The 20,205-nt window shown below is 62.5% G+C and carries 12 protein-coding genes; 3 read left to right on the plus strand and 9 right to left on the minus strand.

Annotated features, from left to right (window positions below; genetic code table 11):
* Positions 1-138: 138 nt before the first annotated feature.
* The 4 genes from IB267_RS31170 to IB267_RS31185 form a co-directional block, all read right to left on the minus strand.
* Positions 139-1,086 carry a LysR family transcriptional regulator gene (locus IB267_RS31170; protein WP_192451255.1) on the minus strand — a complete coding sequence of 316 codons (948 nt, stop codon included), beginning with the start codon at positions 1,084-1,086 and terminating at the stop codon, positions 139-141.
* Between the two features lie 269 nt (positions 1,087-1,355).
* Positions 1,356-1,973: a YceI family protein gene (locus IB267_RS31175; protein ID WP_192451256.1), complete on the minus strand. Its 618-nt coding sequence runs from the start codon at positions 1,971-1,973 to the stop codon at positions 1,356-1,358.
* 38 nt (positions 1,974-2,011) lie between these two features.
* On the minus strand, positions 2,012-2,827 hold the full coding sequence (locus IB267_RS31180) for an arylamine N-acetyltransferase (protein ID WP_246810902.1): 816 nt from the start codon (positions 2,825-2,827) through the stop codon (positions 2,012-2,014).
* An 88-nt stretch (positions 2,828-2,915) separates the two neighbouring features.
* Positions 2,916-3,377: a cupin domain-containing protein gene (locus IB267_RS31185; protein ID WP_192451258.1), complete on the minus strand. Its 462-nt coding sequence runs from the start codon at positions 3,375-3,377 to the stop codon at positions 2,916-2,918.
* Positions 3,378-3,707: 330 nt separating this feature from the next.
* Between IB267_RS31185 and IB267_RS31190 the strand changes: the two genes are divergently transcribed.
* Both IB267_RS31190 and IB267_RS31195 read left to right on the plus strand, forming a co-directional pair.
* Positions 3,708-4,148, plus strand: coding sequence for a pyridoxamine 5'-phosphate oxidase family protein (locus tag IB267_RS31190; protein ID WP_246764795.1), 441 nt, complete (start codon positions 3,708-3,710; stop codon positions 4,146-4,148).
* Positions 4,145-5,497, plus strand: coding sequence for a GAF domain-containing protein (locus tag IB267_RS31195; RefSeq protein ID WP_192451260.1), 1,353 nt, complete (start codon positions 4,145-4,147; stop codon positions 5,495-5,497). Before IB267_RS31190 ends, IB267_RS31195 begins: the two co-directional genes overlap by 4 nt.
* A gap of 735 nt (positions 5,498-6,232) precedes the next feature.
* Here the strand turns inward: IB267_RS31195 and IB267_RS31200 are convergent.
* Complete coding sequence (locus IB267_RS31200; protein ID WP_192451261.1) at positions 6,233-6,787, minus strand: invasion associated locus B family protein; 555 nt, start codon at positions 6,785-6,787, stop codon at positions 6,233-6,235.
* Position 6,788: 1 nt separating this feature from the next.
* Positions 6,789-15,170, minus strand: a complete 8,382-nt coding sequence (locus IB267_RS31205) for an autotransporter-associated beta strand repeat-containing protein (protein ID WP_192451262.1) — start codon at positions 15,168-15,170, stop codon at positions 6,789-6,791.
* A 212-nt stretch (positions 15,171-15,382) separates the two neighbouring features.
* Between IB267_RS31205 and IB267_RS31210 the strand changes: the two genes are divergently transcribed.
* Positions 15,383-16,183, plus strand: coding sequence for a hypothetical protein (locus IB267_RS31210; RefSeq protein ID WP_192451263.1), 801 nt, complete (start codon positions 15,383-15,385; stop codon positions 16,181-16,183).
* A 109-nt stretch (positions 16,184-16,292) separates the two neighbouring features.
* On the opposite strand, the gene IB267_RS31215 is transcribed toward IB267_RS31210, so the two are convergent.
* The 3 genes from IB267_RS31215 to IB267_RS31225 form a co-directional block, all read right to left on the minus strand.
* A complete protein-coding gene (locus IB267_RS31215; RefSeq protein ID WP_192451264.1) occupies positions 16,293-16,616 on the minus strand; it encodes a DUF3302 domain-containing protein in 324 nt (107 codons plus the stop codon).
* 28 nt (positions 16,617-16,644) lie between these two features.
* Positions 16,645-18,363: a SulP family inorganic anion transporter gene (locus IB267_RS31220; RefSeq protein ID WP_192451265.1), complete on the minus strand. Its 1,719-nt coding sequence runs from the start codon at positions 18,361-18,363 to the stop codon at positions 16,645-16,647.
* Between the two features lie 64 nt (positions 18,364-18,427).
* Positions 18,428-19,900, minus strand: a complete 1,473-nt coding sequence (locus IB267_RS31225; RefSeq protein ID WP_192451266.1) for a DUF2252 domain-containing protein — start codon at positions 19,898-19,900, stop codon at positions 18,428-18,430.
* Positions 19,901-20,205: the final 305 nt, after the last annotated feature.

Raw genomic sequence — 20,205 nt, forward strand, 5'->3', positions numbered from 1 at the left:
AAGGGTTCAGCCCGGATGCGCGGCCTGTTGACGTTCTTTAAACTGTTCGGGAGGGGGTGGCCGTTGGCCTCGTCGCCGTCCGATGAGGAGAAGTTAGTTCGTCAGGCTGGCGGCGAGAAGCCGCTCGGGATGGAGACATTATCCATGGGTATGGATGGTCTCCGTCGTCTCATTGCGTCGACGTCGAGCATCGACGGCTTCGAATGCCTTCGCTGCCCATTCTGTAAAGGCGCGCAGACGCGGGTTTAAAAATCGATCGGCCGGATAGACTAGATGAAGGGAATGATTTTCCGGTTTCCATTCGGCCAGCAGTTCGACCAGCGCACCGCTCGCGAAATGCGGTCTTGCGAGGAAACCGAAGCTCTGACCAATCCCCAGTCCCGCGAGAAGCGCGTTCAAGTGCGCGGTGCTTTCGTTGACAGAAATGCCACTGGAGGCCGGAAGATACTCGCTTCGCTCTTTGCCGCGCTGAAACCGCAATGGAAACCGTTTTCCAGATGACGCGGAGAAGTAGCTGACGATCCGATGCTTCTCGATTTCATCAGGCCGCTCCGGCACCGGAAAGCCATTCAGATAGCTGGGCGACGCGCAAATGACGTAATCCAGCTCGCACAGCTTTCGTGCCTTCATTGACGAGTCACTGAGCACTCCGCCGCGAATGACACAATCAATCCCTTCACTGATAAGGTCGGCGGGGCGATCGCTGACCCCGAGCATGAGGTCGATATCGGGATATTGGTGTTGAAAGTCGGAGAGCGCAGGGATGAGGATTTGGTTTGCGAGCACGGAGCCGATGTCGACGCGTAGCTTTCCCTTGGGTGCACTGCGAGAACCGGCGACAGCGCCGTCCATGTCATCGAGATCGGCAAGGAGCTTCACCGCGCGCTCGCGATAGGCAACGCCCTCGGTGGTGATCGTGACCGACCGCGTGGTGCGCTCCACAAGCTTTGTCCCGAGATGCGCCTCAAGATCCTGCACTAGTTTACTAACGGAAGACCGGGGCAGGTTCATCGTATCCGCCGCCTTGGCGAAAGAACCGGCTTCGGCGACGCGCACGAATGTACGGATTGCGAGTATCTGGTCCACGAAACGTCCGCTGAAAGGTGATGATGATTGCAATCTATAACCCCCTCGGCGTGAAGAGCCACGTAGGGTCTTGCGAAAAGTGGATAAAGTTGCGTCGTTCTGCCGGTTGCGAATGGAAACGACGCAAGCCGACGCCTTTGGTTCAATGAGCGAAGGTCCACATCCTATCTATTCCCTATGGCAGCATAACCGGCTCGGCGGTTCGTATCCCTTCAAGGCAATGTGGCTTAAGACGCAGGTCCCGCGGGACCTGCAATCTTATTCCGTTTTCACTGGAAGGAGTAATCAGCGGGCACCATCTGCGTTTCTATGAAGAAGGTTACTACGTCACCAAGTTCTGGGATTGCGAAGTCCAATCCCCATTCGCTCCGCCGGATCCTGCCGGTCGCCGAGAAGCCGATCTTCGGGACGCCCATTATAGGGTGCTCTGCCATCGAGCCGTTGAAAGTGACGTCGAGCGCTGCCGGGTGCGTCTCACCGCGGAAGGTGAGGAGACCTTCGACGATGCCGGTCTTCTCGCCGGTCACGTGGATCGTCTTGGAAACGAAGATGATCGGCTTGGCTGCTAGGAAGGTTTCTTCGCCGCCGATTTCTGCATCGAAGTCGACCTTTTCCGGCCAAGGATAGTCGGTGCGAACCGAAAGCGGATCAATCGTGACCGAGAGCGTGGACGCCTCCGGCTTCTCCGGCTTCCAGTCGAGCCGTGCATCGACTTTGGTGAAGCGCGCGGTGTAGCGCGAGAGACCGGAATGGTTGAACGACCAGTTGAAACTCGAATGCGAGGGGTCGATCTTGTAGGCCCCGCCCGGAGCCGGATCAGGGGCCGCGGCAAGGGCGAGGGTCGTGCTCAAGACAAGAGCAAGGGCGGATGCTGTAATGCGAAGCATGGATGTTTCCTCGGACGTGGAATAAGGCGGATGTCGGCTCAGGCGGCCTTGTTGTGGCCGACGGCAAGGAGCCGCTCCCAGACGCGGCCGGGCCGGGGAATGTCGAGGTCGAATACGGTCTCGAGCGTGTCGGCTAGATGGTCGGCGCTCGTGATGCGCTGCTCGCTGAGGCTGTTCGCCGTCACACGGCGCAGACAGTCGTTCTGAAGAGCAACATAGCCGTCTGTTGTGTGTCGCAGGACAGCGAGCGCGTTGGTAAACGGGGAGCCGGGATCTTGCGTGAGCCAGCCGTGAGTTGCAGCCATCGCCGCTTCGTCGCTGTGGTCGGGCCGGAAATCGAAGCTTTTCGCGATGCCGCGTGCATGGTTGTTGAAGCGCAGCCAACCGCCGTCCGCCTGCATGATCGAGAAGTCGAAGCCGCGCTGGCTGATCGGGCCGGTGGCGAGCGGCACCGGCTCGACGATGGCGTCCGCCACGCCGACTTCGGCAAGATAAGGACGATCGAGGTCGACACGCAGCGTCAGATGATTGCCGATGGCGCCGTCGCCGAGCTTCTCTCGGTCGACGCCGCCGCAAAGACGGGTCACGCGAAAGCCGAGTCCGGCAAGCGCGGCGCCGAAGAGACCATTCATCTCGTAGCACCAGCCGCCGCGCCGGCCCCTGACCATCTTCGCGAAGGCAGCAGCCGGGGTAATCTCGGAGGGCCATCCCATGAAGGCGTCCAGCGCCTCCCAGGTGAAGGTCATGAGATGAGCGCGATGCAACTGCGACAGGCCGCGGATGTCCAGGCGAGGCGGCCGCTCAAATCCGACCCGGACCAGATAGGCCTCGAGCTGTGTGGCTGTCAGGGTCATTCCGTTTTCGTTCGAAGGCAAATGTGTCATCCTTCGGTATCCTTTCGATGGACCGTTGTTAAGGTTCCGGTGATGTGTTTGGGGCAGTTCAGGCGACCTCGCGGTCCGCCTCGGGTGGGAAGGTCAGGCCGAAGTCCCTGGCGACCGAGGCGATCTGCTCGGGCGTTTCGGGCTTGCAGAGCTCGACGATCGGAAAGAAGCTTTCGAACCCGCCGGGTGTAACGACGACCAAGAGGCGGCCCTCCGTCTTCCCGACATTGCGGAAGCGGTGCGGTACGCCGCGCGGCAGCGCGATACAGCCGCCTTCCGTGAGTTCGACATAGTCGCCTGCGCACCAGAAACCGAAGCGGCCGGCCAGGACTCGGAGGAACTCGTCCTCGCGCTCGTGCATATGCAGAGGTGGGCCTTCGCCCGCTGGCACAAAGGCCTCGAACATGCCTAGTGAACCGCCAGTATTGGCCGCCATCATGCGGATTACATGCCTACCGAACGCCATCGCTGGCGTCCCATGCCCCGGCGGCGAAACCGCCGCGTAGGTGAACTTGTTCATCTCTCTCTCCAGGTTCGGATCGCATCGGTCATCGATGCTTCCGCTAATGCGGCCGGACGCCGACGTCCCCTCGCCCCGGAATGCGAGGCGGGTTAGGATGTCTTCCGCTCAGGCGGCATCGGGACCGTCGAATACGTGGCGGATGATGTTGTCGAGGCCGTCCAGCCGGCACAGCGTTATCTGTAGCGCGCTGCGAAAACCGGCGTTCCTAAATGAATGTGCAAGCCGTGCCGAATATCCTAAAACCTTGCTAAAAAGGCCAAGGATGCGCAATGGGGGATGGCAATGAGACTAGATGATAGGCTCCACGATTTTTTTAATCGGCCGCTGATGTGCATCATCGCTGTGGTCGACAACACCGGCCGTCCGTCGGCGGGGCGGGGCGTTGGCTTCCACCTCCTGAAAGACAGCGAGACGATCGACGTCATCTTTTCCGGTTGGCAATGGCCGCGGCTCGAGCCCTGCATCCGGCAGACCGGGCGGATCGCCGCGACGTTCGTCAGCCCTTCGGACTATGTCAGCTATCAGCTGAAGGGTTTCGCCGCGATGCGGGAGACGGAGACACCCGACTTTGATCGCGCCGACTGTTTCATGACTGCAGCGACTGACGAACTCGAATCCCTTGGCGTTCCCCGGCGCCTCATCGCACCATGGTTGACGGCACGCGAGGCACGGGTCGCACGGCTCGCTATTAGTGAAATCTACGTCCAGACGCCCGGCCCGCTTGCCGGCATGCTGGTGGGTGAGCGCTTTGGCGCGAGGTCTCAATGAACCTGCGGCTTTCCGACCTTTCTGCTTGCTTCGAGGGTGTCATCCCCTCCATCATCGCCACCGCCTCGGCCGACGGCATGCCGAACATCTCTTATCTCTCGCATGTGGTGCGGGTCGACGAGGAGCATGTGGCGCTTTCGAACCAGTTTTTCGCCAAGACAGCGGCGAATGTGCGCGCTAATCCCAAGGTCACGCTCATCCTCGTCGATGGATTTACCGGCGACCAGTTCTTGCTTGACATCAGTTTCGTGCGTTCGATCGACGCCGGCGCGCTGTTCGACAAGATTGCCCGTCAACTCAAGGCAAGCAGTGCGCAGGTGGGCATGTCGGATGTCATGCGGCTCAGGAGCGCAGACATTTTCCGCGTGCACGGAATCGAAAAAGTTCCCTCACCGGCAGAAACCGCCTCGGCCATGGCCAGCCGCGCACCCGTTAGCCTTCCCGCCCTTTCTGAGGCGATGAAGGCCATCGAGCAACAGGCCGAAGCTGACGAGATCATCGATAGCCTGCTCGGCGCCATTCAGCGCGTTCTCGGATATGTCAATGTGCTCGTGCTCATGCACGACAATCATCGCCGCTGCCTGATCACAACCGGCAGCATGGGCTACGAGCGCTCGGGACTCGGATCGGAAATCGCCGGCAGCGATGGATTGATCGGCGCTGCGGCAACGAGTGGCCAGACGATCAAGGTCAGTGACATGAGCCGCGTGCGCCGGTTCGGCGAAGCGATTGCGCTGGAGTCGGAAGGGGCTGAAAATGCTACGCGCACCATCGCTTTCCCGCAATTGCCAACGGCTATGAGCCAGATTGCCGTTCCTATGACCGCCGGAGGCACGGTGCTGGGCGTGCTCTTCATCGAGAGCCCGGAACGGCTCGCCTTCCGTGAAGAGGACGAGGCTGCTCTCGAAATTCTGGCGGGACAGGCTGCCAGCGCCCTCAGAGCCAGCGAACGGGAAGCGGCAGCCGCCGAGTTGAGACCAGCGGCCCGCCTGCCCGAGCCTATTGCTGTCGGGCGAGATGTCCGCGTCGTCCATCACCGCTTCGACGACAGCGTGTTCGTCGACGGTACTTACATAGTGAAGGGCGTAGCCGGCACCCTGCTGCGCCTGATGCTCGAATGGCATCGGAGCGATGGGAGGAGCGAATTCACGAACCGGGAAATGCGGCTTGCGGTCGGTGCCCGCATGCCAGAGATCAAGGATAATCTCGAAACACGCCTGCTGCTGTTGCGTCGCCGGCTCGAAGAGAAGCAGGCGCCAATACGCCTCGTCCGCGTTGGCAGGGGCCGTGTCCGGCTGGAGGCGGAAGGACCGCTCATCCTCGACGCGACCGCAGGCGATTATCCGTGAGTTGGCGTCACAGAGCGCCCATTTCGTCTATCGGCATCTAACGGAGGGCCGCCGCAAACGTCGCCTGATCGCTCCTGGACGGCTTGGTCCTCGGCTCACATCGACGAAAACGACAGGTTCGACATAACCGACATTTATTGGCGGGCACGCATACGCGGCCACTGAATACTATGTCCAGCACCAGTCCGGCGTTGCAAATGCACTGTGACCGAAGAGAGGCCCGGTGGGAAAATGGAAATGCAGGTCGGAGATGCGCACAGGACGAAGGCTGCGGCTGATGACGCCATGAAGGCGACAGTCTACTGCAAGTAGCAGCTGCGTCCAGGATTCGAACGATCGGCCTCGGTGACGAGGTTCATCATTTTTCCTGTGTCGGACAAGTTTTCCTCGGGCACTTGCCAGAGATGCAGCGGATCGAACGGCTGTCCTTGAACTGTCTCAAAGCACCTGATGGCAGGGTTTCCTGGGTGTTGCGATGATCGAGAACGACCATTCTCCCTGTCACTTTCCTGGAGAGCTTGCATGCCCGATGACGGACAGCCAAGCGAGGCCACCGAGGGCACGCCTCTCAAGAAGGCGAAAACGAGCGAAGAGATCGAACTCCGGCTTGTTTGCAACCACGAAACTGGAACGGATCGATCGTCTCCCTATCGGCACCAAGCATCCGCGCGGCGATGAGCGCGTCTGCGAGCCAATCAAAAGCTCTTCAAGCACGAAATTTTTGCAACAGGCACCTCAGGAGGCGATCAGCGCCTTCAATCGGTCGCTAGCTGCGGCAAAGCCGTTCAGGGAGACGGAAAGGGGCGTCATCTGCCCGTCGGCGCTGGTGCCGCCCAGCTTCAGCACCTTGCCGGTGCGCAGCCGCTCCAGCATGGCAGCGTCGAAGGTCGCGGGCACGAGGCAGCCGGCCGGAATGCAGGTGCTGAAGCGGAGCGCTTCGCCCGGCTTCTCCTCGTCCACGGCGAGCGTGATCCCAGCATCGAGGAGCAGGCCGAAGGGCAGGACGAGCGTTGCCTCGAGCGCGCCCGCCTTTCCGTCGCGGACTTCGATCGCCAACACTCGCTGGCCGCTCTGCTGCATCTGCTGCTGGGATGCAGCGCATTGCCGGGTGTTATCGATGATCCGGCAGGCGACGCTCCAGTCGCCATAGCTTTCCTGCAACGAAGAGGCTCCGCCTGGAAGCCCAGCCACTGGCGACTTATCCTCGGCCCTTGCGGGCATGAACGAGAGGCCGAAGAGCACAAGGGCAGCGGTTGCGGAAATCATCGTAAGGGACGTTTTTCTCTTCATTTCAGAACCTCAGATTGAGTTCGGCCTTCACGCCATGGTCGCGTGCGCTGTCTGAAAGCTGGCCGGTATAGGAAAGTTCCAGCGTGGCCGCCGGCGTGAAGTCGAATCCGAGGCCGGCTTCGAGGAGAAGGCTGTCCTTCGCCACCGGCGTACCGCCTACGGTGAAGAGGTCGGAACCGGCAAAGCCAAGGGTGGAGTGAGGCATCGTATCGCCCATCGCATGGCGCCAGCCGATCGTGCCATGGAGCGCGCCGGTGGCTTGGCCAAGCCCGATCTCACGCTCTGCCCGAAGCCCGAGCGTCGAGAAGGTCACCCCTTGGACGCCCCTTTCGCCGGAAAGCGGGCCGATGCCGCTGGTCTCTCGCCAGCTCCCGGTATCCAGCCTCACATGGGCGAGATTGGCGAAGGGTTCGAGGCGGATGTTCGCGATATCCATGGCATAGGCCACTTCGCCGAAGGCCTGGAGGTTTGTGGCGCCGTAGTCCGCGGCAAGCGCTTCGGCAAGGCCGATGAGATCTATGCCGCGCCGGGTCTCCATATCGTGCCAGGTAAAGGCAAGGCCAGTGCGCAGCGAAACCCCGCTCAGCACCGTGCCAGCATAGACACCCGCGTGATAGCTCTCAGTGCTCGCCCGCGAGAAGCGATCTTTCGCCTCGAAGCCGGAATGGCTGTACCCGCCGAGGAGGCCGACCCGCCATTCGTCCAGGAAGAGCGCATCCGCGCCGAAGAGGATGCCTCGGGTCGAGCGCTCTAGCGCGGCGGCATTGCCGTCGCTATCCGTGTCGCTCCAGGAACCGAAGCCGATGCTCCAGAACACCGGCCCTTGATCGTCGGCAGCGGTGCTGGTGAACGAGCCGTCCGGGCCATAGGTAATGACGGGATCGCTCCGCACGGTGGTTTCGCCGAAAGCGGCGCGTAGCCGGTCGTTGATGGCGTCGCGTACATGGCGGCTGTCCTCGAGGAGACCGGTCGCGGTGGATGCGTGGATTTCGCCCGAAAGCTGGTCGAAGGCGATCCTCGCCGTCCTGCCGTCGAGCTGGGCGATCCGGTCGTGCAGCCGGTTGCCGGGAGAAAGGCTGTCAAGCGCCCGGGCGGTGGCCCGCTGGTTGCGGCTTATCCCTACGTCCTCGAAGGCGGTGCCGTTCCGCTTGAGCGTCAGGCGAATGTCCTTCGGCTCATAAAGTAGCGCGACGTCCAGAAAGGCGAAGTCGGAGGTCACCCGGTCGAAACGCCCGGTAATTCCTCCATCGGCTGTAAGTATGCGATAGGCGGCGGCGGGATCGTAGCCGCCGGTAGCGCCGATATGGGCGGCGGTGCCGCCGAGAAGCATGGCCGAGCCGGTGACGCGGATGATGTCTGCCGCGCCGATGCCTGGTGCGGCCTCCACCTCGTAGCGTCCGCCCCTTTCCATCACCAGATCGCCATCGACCGTCAGCATGCCCGGGGAATAGCCAGGGGCGATCGTGCCGCCATCGTCGATGGTGAGCACCGATCCCGCCCCGGAACCGAGCGTGCCGCTGCCTGAGAGACGGCCGCCCTTTCCGATCAACACCGATCCGCCGAGCTCCCTGTCGACGACGAGCGTAGCGCCGGTGACGTCGGTCAGGCCGGCAAAACCGGTCGTGTCGCCGGTAAGCGTCACCCTGCCGCCGCCGGTGGCGGAAAAGCGTCCGGTGCCCGTCAGATTACCGGCAAAGCTGCCCACTTCCGCCTGATCGAGGGTGAAGCGGCCACCGGCGCCAATCGCAACATCGCCGGTGAAGTGGGCGGTTGCGGTGCGAAGAGTGCCTGCCTCCACCGTCCAATCGAGGCTGGACGTGCCGGTAAGCGTGAGGCTGCCTGCGCCGCGCTTGACCATGGTGCCGGACACCCCGCCGAGGCTGCCGATCCCGCCGGCAAAGCGGCCGTCGGCCGTCTGGTCGAAGACAACCGTCCCGGCATTGCCGATGTCGCCGCGGATCGAGGTCGCAGTGCCAATGAGCGTTCCTGCCCGCACGAGCGTGTCGCCGCCAAAGCTGTTTGCGCCAGAAAGGACAAGCGTGCCGCGGTCCTCCTTTACGAGATCCGTATCGCCCTGAAGGGAAGCCGAGATGTTCGCGGTCATGGTAGCCCCCGCCGTCGTGCCGTCGCCGACGCGGATTACGGTCTCGCCTCCCGTGCCGGCAAGGGTGAGGGGGCCGCCGGTGAGGCGGTAGCCGTCTGCGACAAACTGCATCCCGCTCACGCCAACCGCGCCGCCTGCATTGTCCACCCGAACCGTGCCGCCCGTGCCGCCGAAGATCGCCAAGGGCGGGGAGGGGCCATAGCCGCCATTGCGGATGCCGGCCGCATCGGTCCAGTTGCGGGAGCCGAGACTCCAGGTGCCGTCGCCGCCATCGATCCGTTGGTTGCCGTGGAGAGCGGCATTCCCGCCGTCCCAGAAGGCAAGGGCCGCGCCCTTGGTGGACACCAGATTGAGCTGGCCGGACACCGCGGTCTGCACCGCCAGACTGTCGCGTTCGCCCGAGGAGGGGATCGCGCCGATCTCGAGGCCGTTGTCGGTCAGGCTGCCGCCATAGGACAGGATGCGATAGACGCCGGCACTGAAGCCGCCCGCATCCGAAATATCCAACCGCCCGTCGAGCGTTACGTTGCCGCCGACGTCGAAGAGCGCGGTGGCAGAGGGCGTTCCAAGGGCGACATCGAGCACGGAGCCACTTGACAGGGAGAGCCCGCCGAGCGTCAGCGTCTGGCCGGCGCGGCCCTCAAGCCTGCCGCCATTCTCGACCGTGACGATGCCTGTAATCCGGCCCGTGCCGGCAAGAGCGCCGGCTGCGATCTCGATCCGCCGGCTGTCGATGGACCCGTCGACCCTCAGGCGTCCGCCGCCGACGCGGATCGTGTGGTCGGTATCGCTGGCGCCCGTGAGGGTGAATGTGCCCGCGCCGACCTTCTGCAGGCCGTAGCCCGAGGCAAGCGGCGCCATGCCGGAGAGATTGCCGGCAAAGGTGAAGTCGCTGCCAGTCGTGCCGACTGTGATTCCGTTCGGCCCAGCATAAGTGATGTCGGCAAGGCCTGCGCCCGTCAACTCGCCGAAGGTTTCGCTCTGCTGGAAATCGATCCGCGCGCCTGCATCCAGCGTCAGCCGGGCGGTATCGGCAATCGACCGGTTGGCCGTCCGGCTCCAGTTGTCGAGCCAGAGCCTGCCCTGGCGCACCCTGACATTGCCGGTAAAGCTGTTGTCGCCGTAAAGGCTGAGAGTGCCGGCGCCGGTCTTGTCGAAGCCCGCATTGCCGGAGATCGTGCGGTAAAGTCCGGCATCCTGGCCCGCATCGACTGCGAAAGTGACATTGCCGTCGAGCGCAACCGTGCCCAGATTGGAATAGGGCGAAGAGGCAAAGCCGAGCGTCGTGCCGCCAGCCATCCGGATTGCGCCCGGACCGAGCGCGCCGGCGTCCAGAAGGCGGAGAGTCCCCGCCTCGACCCGCGTGCCACCTGCATAGGTGTTGATCCCGCCGAGCGCGAGCGTGCCCGCGCCGCGTTTTGTCAGCCCGCCGCCCGAAATCACGCCGCGGAAGGAAGCGGTCGCCGACCCCGCCACATCGAAGATACCGCCCGTCGGCCCCAGCATCGACACGGATCGGAGGCTATTCAGATTGCCGGCAATCTGGAGCGCGCCGCCGGAGAAGATCAGGTTGCCGCTCGACGCGCCGAGCGCCGTGTCTGCCGCGATGCGGAGCGTGCCGCCCCGGATGTCCGTGCCGCCGGAATAGGTGTTGAGGCCAGACAACGCGAGCGTGCCGAGATCGTCCTTGATGAGCTTGGACGTGCCAGAGAGCGCAACCCCGAGCGTGGCGGTCATGGCCGCTCCCGCCGCGGTGCCGTCGCCGACGCGGATGACGGTCTCGCCGCTTGCGCCCAGAAGCACGAGGCCATCCCCGGCTAGTCCGTAGCCATCGGCGGCGAACTGCATGCCGGTGATGCCGATCTCGCTGCCCGGGTTGTCAACGTTCACCATCCCGCCCGTGCCGGAGAAGACGGCATAGGTGGGGTTCGGATTATAGCCGCCATTGATCGCGCCGTTCTGGTCTGTCCAGTTGGGCCCGGCGCTTGCCATATCCATGCTCCAGGTGCCGGAACCGCCCTCGATCCGTCCGTTGGAGCGCCCTGAGGGCTGAGCCCCGTCCCAGAAGCCGAGGGTGAGGCCGGCGGCATTGACGAGGTTGACGGTGCCCGCAGCGCCCGTCTGCACGGAAAGCGCGCCTGGCTGGGCGCCAGCCGGAAGCGTGCCGATATTCATGCCACGGTCGATGAGCACACCGCCATAGGTCATCAGCCGGTAGATGCCCGTGCCGAAGCCGCCCTTATCGACAATGTCGAGCCGCCCGTCGAGCGTCACGTCGCCCCCGACAGCAACGAGGGCCGCATTGCCCGGCGCACCGAGACCGACGGAGAAGATGCCGCTCGAGGCGAAGGCGAGATCGCCGTCTACGGCCAGCGTCTGGCCCTCCTCCTGCCGGAGCATGCCGCCATGATCGACAAGCACGGAGCCTGCGATCCGCCCGGTGCCTTTCAGCGTGCCGGAAAAGCCTGCGGTCACCCTTGCCGCCCGGCCGACGGGATCGCCGAACGTGCCCGCTATGGCAAGCGTGCCGGCGGAAACGGTCGTCGCGCCGGTATAGGCTGCGCTGGCATCGTTGAGGCCCGAGAGTGTCAGCGTGCCGTTGCCCTGCTTGATGATCTCCCCGCCGCCGGTGAAGGGCGTCAAAACCCCGATCGAATAGCCATTGGTGGCGATGAAGGCGCCGCCCGCGCCGATCGAGATGTCGCCTGCGGCGAAACCTTTCAGGAAATCCGCCTCGTGGGCACTTGCCACCAGCGTGCCCCCGTCAAAGCGAAGCGATGCCTGTCCGATGCCGCGCACGAGGCCGGGTGCGACGAGCGATCCGCGCGCGCCGCCCGTGCCGTTGAGCTCGACGATGCCGAGACCCGAGGGACTGAGGCTGCCGCTCAGGCGAACGGGGGTGTCCGAAATTACCCGGCCATAGTTTTCGACGCGGAGCGTGCCGCTTCCGGCATCACCGAGCTCCAGCCGGCTGGTTTCAAGCTGGGTATTCAGTCCGCCGACCGTGATCATCGAGCCGAAACGGGCATAGACCGTGTCATTGACGATATCGGCACCGCCTGCCATCGCGATGTTGCCCTGATCCGCAACAGTCAATCGGTAGTTGCTGTTGCCGGTCATGGTCAATGTTCCCGTGCCGAAGACCATCAGGTCCGCCTCACCCGGACCATTCACAATCCTGCCGGAAAATGTGGTGTTGCCCGATTGCGTGACGGCCACGTAGCGGCGCGTGCCGGCTGCCAGATTGGTGATGGTGCCACCGCCGCTGAGCGACCCGACCGAAACCGGGTTCGAGCCGCCGAGCGCCAGCGTCGCGCCGCTCGCGATGGTGAGCGCACCGCCCATGGTGTTGAGGCCACCGGAGAGGCCGGAAAGCTGCAGCGTTCCCTCTTCGATGATCGTGCCGCCCGTCTGGGTGTTGTTGGCGGTGAGATTCAGCGTGCCGGAGCCGCGCTTCACCAGCGTTCCCATTCCGCTGAGCCTTTGCGAGATGGTCACGTCATAGCCGCGGTCCTCGTAGTAGAGTCCGCCCGCGCCAATCTCCACCTCGCCGGGCGCAAGGCCGCGGATCAAATCCGTCTGATCTCCCTGCGGGCGCAGGATGCCGCCATCAAAGAGCAGCTTCGATGTGCCGGAATCGGTAGTGATCACCCCCGCCGTCAGGATGCCGCGGGATGCGGCGGTGCCGCGAACAGTCGCTTGTCCGAAGCCATCGGATCCGTAGCCGAGGGTGAGAAGGCTTGCATCCACCTCGCCGCCATTCTCGATCACCAACTGGCCCTCGCCGGACAGGCCGAGGATGATGTTGCCAGTGCTTTTCCAGAGCGCGCCGGCGCCCGTGACAGTAGTGCGGCCGATGAACCCGCTGTTGGCACCGAAGAAGGCATTGCCGGTCGTGGTCAGCTGGCCGCCGTCCTCGACCCGTACATTGCCTTCGGCAAGCAGGCCGACCACGGCGATGCGGGAGGTGAGCGAGGAGCCGGAGCCGGCAACTGTCACCGTCGCCGTGCCGCCCGTGTTGTTGGCGATCTGGAGGAAGTCGGAAGAGGCGGTGGCCCCCTGGTCGATCCGGATCGTGCCGGGGCCGCGCGAACCCGCATCAATGGAATAGGAGGCTGCGAGGCTTGCACCCGCACCCGACAGCACCACCTCCCCGCCGTCCGCACTGAGGGTGTAGAGCGTATTGGCGCCGGTCATCGTCAGCCGGCCGGTCCCTTCCTTCCGGAGATAGAGCCCCTTGCCACCGTTCTGGAGGCGTCCGCTAAAGGTGGTATCGGCCGCCTGATCGGACAACAGAATGCCGAGCAGGGTGGAGCCGCTCTTGGTATCGGAGACCGTGCCTGCGCCGGAAAGACCGCCGACGCGCTGCGTCGTGCCGTAGAGATCGAGCCTGGCGCCCGCCGCGATTGCAAGCGCGCCCGTGGCGGCGCCCAGGGTTCCCGCGCCATCCACCCTAACCGTGCCGCCCTCGATGCGGGTGCCGCCCGCATAGCTGTTCGTGCCGGTGAGGAGGAGCGTGCCCATATCTGTCTTGGTGAGGCCCGAACTGCCCGTCAGCGCCGAGCCGACTGTGGCCGTCATTAGCTGGCCCATGAAGGTACCGTCGCCGACGCGGACCACGGTTTCGCCGCTGCCCCTCAGATTGACTGGATCGCCCGTCAGCCCATAGCCGTTGACGGCAAATTGCAGGCCCGTGACGCCGGTGGCGCCGGCGGAATTGTCGACGGTCACGGTGCCGGCGGTTCCCTGGAAAACCGCAAAGCTCGGATTGTCATAAGCGCCCGTAAGGAGGTCGTTCTGATCGGACCAGCCGGCCCCATTCGCGGTCCAGGTGCCGCTGCCGCCGTTGACCTGGCCGTTCTGGTAGAGCGCGAGGTTCGGTCCGTCCCAGAATTGGTAGCCGAGGCCCATGGTCGTGCGGATCATGTTCACCTGACCGGCGATCCCAGTCTGGACGCTGAACTGGTCGGGCGTCGAGCCTGGCGGAAGCGCGCCTATCGTCACGCCGCCGTCGATCAGCGATCCGCCATAGGTAAAGAGCCTGTAGATGCCGGGGCCATACTGGCCGGGTCCGAAGGGCGAGGCGGAAATGTTGAGCGTGCCGTCGAGCCTGAGATCGCCGCCGACGGAAAAGAGTGGTCCGGCGGAGGCGCCAGCGAGCGCGACATTAATGGTTGAGCCCGGCGAGAGGAGGAGATCGCCGTTGACGGTCAGCCGGCGGCCGCTCTGCCCCGTCAAGCTGGCGCCATCGGCGATGGTGGCGGTGCCATCGAGCGTGCCCGCGCCGCCGAAGGTGGCCGCGGCGTGGACGAAGACCTGCGCCGGCGTGGTTACGGGATCGAAATCGCCATAGCTGCCATCGAGCTGCAGAGTTCCCGCCTCGACCACCGCCTTGCCGCGGAAATAGTTGGCGCCGGTGAGCGTCAGCGTGCCGGCACCGATCTTGTGCAGGTCGCCCGAGCCCCGGAAGGCACTTCCGATGGTCACGTCATAGCCGTTGCTGTCGATGAAGGCCCCGCCCGCGCCAATCGACGGCTCCATGCTGCCCTGCATGAAGTTGATACCCGAATACGTTGCGCGCAGGATGCCGCCGTCGAAGAGCAGGCTCGCATTGCCCGGGCCGGGAAACACGAACATGGTCTCCAGCACGCCGCGGTTGCCGGCAGTGCCCTGAAGCGCAACACTGCCACCCCCATAACGCATGCCGTCGAAGCCCCAGCCGAGCTGGACGGCCTGGGCGCGCACCAGCCCGCCCTGTCCGATCCTCAGCTGGCCGGTCCCGTAATTGCCGAGCGTCAGCACGTTGCCCACGCGCCACTCGCTTCCCTGGCCGTCGACATTGACGAACCCATAGGATCGGTAGTCGTCGGCAATCACTGCCTGCCAGCTGCTATCGACGACCGCGCCGTCCTCGATATTGACGGTGGCACGGCCGGATTTTGCGACGGTGAGCAGCGCACTGGTGAATGTTGAACCGGCGCCCGTAACGGTCATGCCCACCCCGAAATTGCCGGACTGTGTCTGATCCGGACCGAGCCCGAGGGTCGCATATCCCGAAGTGACGCTTCCGCCGTTCTCGACCTTGAACTGGGTGGAGACGGTCGCTCCGATGGTCAGGTCGCCCTTGATGACCCATGGCGAGGGATAGGTACCGCCGCCGGCACCGTTGACCGTCGTCATTCCGCCGTCGAGCGTCACGTCGGCTGCGGTGGCAGGCATCCCCGTGGTCACCAGCGCCAGAAGCGAGACATTGGACAGCCAGGCGGTACGATTAAACAAGGTGCAGTCACCCATATAATCAACTATGAAGTTTATATTTCCAGGCCGCTTCTTTCCCATCAATGCTTGCACCCCGCTCGGCATACGCAAAACGCGACGCCTGCTCCGTCTCTCGTGCCTTATCGCGCAGCGGCCATGGTCCTACCAATCCAAAGTTTGCACCTATTTTTATTCGCGTATTAATAGACGCAGTTACGGATGAAACTTCGCCCATGCTCTCCATCGCGCTTGCCGAATATTGTGAGGCGATTATCGCCATTTCGCCCTCCCGCTGGCCAGTGCGCAAGCTGCTGAACCAGTTCGGCCGCTACTACGCGGCCTACATGCTGATCCATAACTACTACGGCTGGCTTGGCGACGACCCGGCGCTTCCGACCCTCTCTCGGCTAAAGAGGCTGTCGAGCCTCAGCCCCCGCCACACCACCCATTTCGTCGGCGTGCTGAAAACGGCGGGCTTCGTCACCTCCGAGCCCGTGGCAGTCGACCGGCGTCAGACGCTCCTTCGACCCGAACCGGTGCTAGTCGAGGAAATCGGTCGCTCCATCCTCGCCTTTCTTGCGGCCCATGACCGGATTGCCGGCACTGCGCATGCCGCCTTCCTGTCTGGTTCGGTGGAACGGATCGGTGCGATCATCCATCTGTCTGCCCGGCAGATCCTTGCGGGCGGGACGGTTATCTCGCCCTTTCCGACGATCGCCGCCATGGCGAATTATGACTGTGGCTATCCCGTGCTGGTCGCCCTGATGGCGGCGCATTACGCAAGCGAGGCGCGACGCCCGGTGCCACTGCTGACGCTCGAGCCGCTCGCCGAACGGTTCCAGGTGTCGAAATCCCATGTGGGCAACGTGTTTTCGTACCTCAGCAGCGTCGGCCTCATCGATGCCGGACGCGGCGTAAGGCCGGCGCTAGTAGAGGAATTCGAGCGCTGGAGCGTTGCCGAGATGAACCATTATGCCCTTCTCGCGGCACGTCTTACTAGCGACCACGGGGCTTGTGGTGCTCTGAATGCCTGAACCGGCACTGGTTCCTCACCCTTGACGACGCGCCCTGCATAATCCCAATAGCGTAAGCAGCGATGTCGCGTTGTTTGATCAACGGCCGTAAAGTCGCTTGTCGGTGAACTTAGGCAATCGTTCTGCACAGGGGGCGACGCCTCGCTTTGACCCACCCCAGGCGTCGAAGGTTGACCCCAGCCGATCCCCATCCGCGCTCCGGCTTGTAAGCCATCGCCCAAATCCAAAGAAAGGGCCAGAGAGCATGGAGAGTGAATAAGCTGACCCAGCCGGCGGCGTGAATCGCATCTTGATGGGGATGCTCCCTCTTTTCCGCGAACTTGTAGGGAATATCGTGGATTGCAATTATCCCATAAAAAATCATAACCCCAATAAAAAGGAGCAGAACCAAGGCCACGTTATTCAGAAACGGGTCGCCGATCCTGTCTATCATCGTCGTCTCCCTGCTTGGCCTTCATCATTCAAGGTTTGTTACTTTGTTCTGCCGGCGCAATAAAGTTCGATGCATCGGTCATAATATCAGACGTCGTTGCGAATATTGTCAGATACTTCTCGATTGCCGTCTCGGCGTTGAAGAGCATACGCTCCTTTCCGAGCAGAACGTCCAGTTTTGCTCGTCGCACGGCGTCCAGTACGCTGGGGTTCAGACCAGCAAGCCAGACCGTGGCATTCTGCTCTTTTGCCCGCCTTTCCCCCTCGAGGATCATCTGGAGCGCCGAGTACTCGACGTCCGGCACCCTGCTGAAGTCCAGTACGAGCACGCGCGGCCTGTATTGCGCCACGAGGCTCGTGATATGGTCAGCAACGTTCTGCGCATTCACGAAGAACAGCCTCCCTTCAGGGCGCAGGATCAACAGTCCAGGGAAAGTTTCGTCGTCAGGGTGCTCGCTCGAGAGTGGCCGCAGCACATTCGTGCCACGCTTTCGTCCGATCACGTAGACTGGTGGATAGGCGGTCTGGCTGGCTAGTCCGATCAGCGACATTATGATCGCGATGACAATGCCCTGCAGCGTCCCAAAAGCGAGTACACCTATCGTGGCCACGATTGCCCAACGAAACTCCATTCGACGTATCTGTCGGATCGCGACGAACTCGCCTGGTTTGATGAGTGGCGCGGAATAGACAATCACAATTGCCGCCAATGTCGCGTTCGGAAGCAAGCCAAGCAGTGGCGCAAGGGCGACCATGGTGGCGAGCGCGGCAGCTGCCGTGACAAGGGATGTACGCTGTGTCCGTCCTCCAACCGCGCGCACCACGCCGGTCTGCGATGTGCCACCGCCGGCCGGCATGGCACCGATGAGCGCGCCGGCGATATTTGCCGCACCGGTCGCGACGAGCTCGCGATTGGCATTGATCGGCGGGTCCTTGGGCCCAACGAAGGCCCGGCCCGCCGCAATGGTTTCCGTGAAACTCATCAAGGCGATGCCCAACGCAGGAGGGAGCAGAGCTCCCACCATGTTCGCATCGGGAACCCTAATGGAAGGAAGGCCGCGCGGGATATGCCCGACGATGGACACGCCAAACTCGGAAAGTCCCAGCATTGCCGACGCTGCTATTGCCAGCCCGACAGCAATAAGCGGCGCCGGTGAATGTGGCTTCAAGAGATCCATGCCGATAAGCAACGCGCCGGTGGTGAGCGCGACCGCGAGCGTCGGGAGAGAAGTTTCAGGCAGATGGTGGATGAGTGTCAGCAAATCGGAGAAGAAGGATTGCTTCGCGATATGAAGCCCAAGCAGTTTGGGGGCTTGGTCAAGAAGTATGACAAGACCTATGCCGGCCTTGAACCCCGTCAGCACCGGGCTTGAGATGAAGTTGGCGACAAAACCGAGACGAAGGAGCCGGGCTAGCAGCAACAGGCCACCCACGAGCGTTGCCAGGGTGGCAGTCGCGGTCAGCAGCTGTGCCGGGTTTCCATCGGGAACAACCCCGCTGATTGCAGTGCCCGTCAGAATGGCGAGCGTTGCAGTGGAACTGACGCTAAGAACGCAGGACGAACCAAGCAGGCCGTAGACGGTCATGGGAACGAGGGCCGTATAGAGCCCGACTTCGACCGGAAGGCCAGCGACCCCCGCGTAAGCCATGGCTTTGGGTAGAACAACCGCCGCTGCGGTCAGCCCCGCGACGATGTCAAAGCGAAGGGTCTCGGGGACGCCTTTGAAATTTCTGGAGTCGCCTGTCATTGTCGTGCCCTCTTCCCACGGTCGGGCTTGCCTGGCGTTTCAGAATGCGCGCCAGTTGTTGATCTCAGTTCTCCAGATCGGCTGGGATGCGACCCCGATGGACCGCGGTCTTCAAAGCTGCGAAGTCCTTCTCGGTCTGATCGGCATAGAAAGCGGAGAATTTGCCAATTGCTTCATCAAACTCGTCGCTCGAGCCGAGGTATCCGCTGATTGCTGCCGGGTCTCCGGATCTGGCGTGGGCCAGCGCCAGCGCCCATCCGCAAGCCTCTGCGTAACTGAGCAGTAGTTCAGTGTCGAATTGTTCGACAAGCGGCTTTATTTTCACGTCCCGCAACTGTCGAACATAGTATTGCCTACCGGACACCGAAGCGGTGACCCAGCCTAGGAACATGTCGGATGCCGGCTGTATGAGGCGCTGACCCATTACGACGCGCTGACCATGATGAGAAAAGCCGCTTTTGCCGATATATGCTTCGAGACATGATGGGGCGGCTTCTTTGAATTGTAGGAATAAAGGATCGTTCGATGCGGACATCAGTAACACGATCCAGCAGTGTCGGCCCACACTGCCTACGCCAACGACCTTCATCGCAGCGTCGACCAGTTCGTACCATTCAAGCAACGTCTTGCGCTCGTCCGAAAGTGAGGCACTGTACGCGCGGAACGTCTCTCTTACAGTCTCGTCAAACTCGGACGCACTCGCTGCTTTTGGATGGAAGATCAGCGGAGGCATGTCGTGGATCCGCAATTTTCCACCGACGACATTTGTGATTTTCAACATCTCGACTTCGGAGCCGTGTTGACGGTTTGCTTCTTTGACGCGCTTCTTCATACGACCCCGTTCATGGGCCAAGTCGAAGAGGTTTTCCGCCGTGATGTGCGAATACCAAACATCGATCGGGTGCATCTTGGAATATCTGGCGAGATGCTTTCGATAGGCGTGTGCGCAAGCAATGGCGGTTTCCCTGGCAGCCGATTCCGTGTGGCCGTTCACGCGCGCCGCAAGTACAAATGACGTCGCCAACCGCTTCACATCCCACTCCCAGGGGCCGACCAAGGTTTCGTCGAAATCATTGATGTCGAAAATGATGTTTCGTTCGGGAGTGGCAAAGCCTCCGAAGTTCGCCAAATGGCAGTCACCACAGGCTTGTACTGGGATCCCAGTTGATGGCGTTGCGACAAGATCTGCGGCCATGATTGCGGCCGTACCACGATAAAACGCGAAGGGTGATTGCAGCATTCGTCCGTATCGGATCGGAACAAGCTCGGGAATACGATCAATATCAGCAGCCTGAAGGGTTGTTATGGGGTCCTGGCGACCTTCGGGATGCTTCCAGAAGCTGTGTGCTGCTCGACCGACCTTCTCTCTAAGCGCTCTGCCGGCCTGCTCTCGCACTTCCCGAGCGTTAAGCTTGCTCAAAACATTCGAGCCATTCACTAAGTCGTTGTCGACACCCCCAGTACTCCGCAACGAGATTAGTGGGGCGGGGCTACCTGCATCGGCCAGATGTTCTAAATTCTTCCCGCGTGAATGCATAGCGACTTCCCATCTTCCACACGATCCAGCCATCGCCAAGAAATCTAGCCCATTTCTGCGTAGACCTGGCTTACAGGGCGAGCATGCGATATCCGCAGGTTTACCTATTTGCCGCATTCGCTGCAGTTGTGCATTGATCCGCGTCAATGAGGTCGAATGTAGAGAACCTATAGCGCGGCGATAAGGATGAGGTGCGCTAGGACAAGCTGGTGCGTCCAGCTATTGAAAGTCCGGCTCCAGGAAAGGGAGTTCCCGCCCGATATTGAGTGTTGCGGCGTGGACGGTGACGGCCACGGCGAAGCGTA

The organism is Ensifer sp. ENS09 (genome assembly GCF_014852425.1).
Lineage (GTDB): Bacteria > Pseudomonadota > Alphaproteobacteria > Rhizobiales > Rhizobiaceae > Ensifer.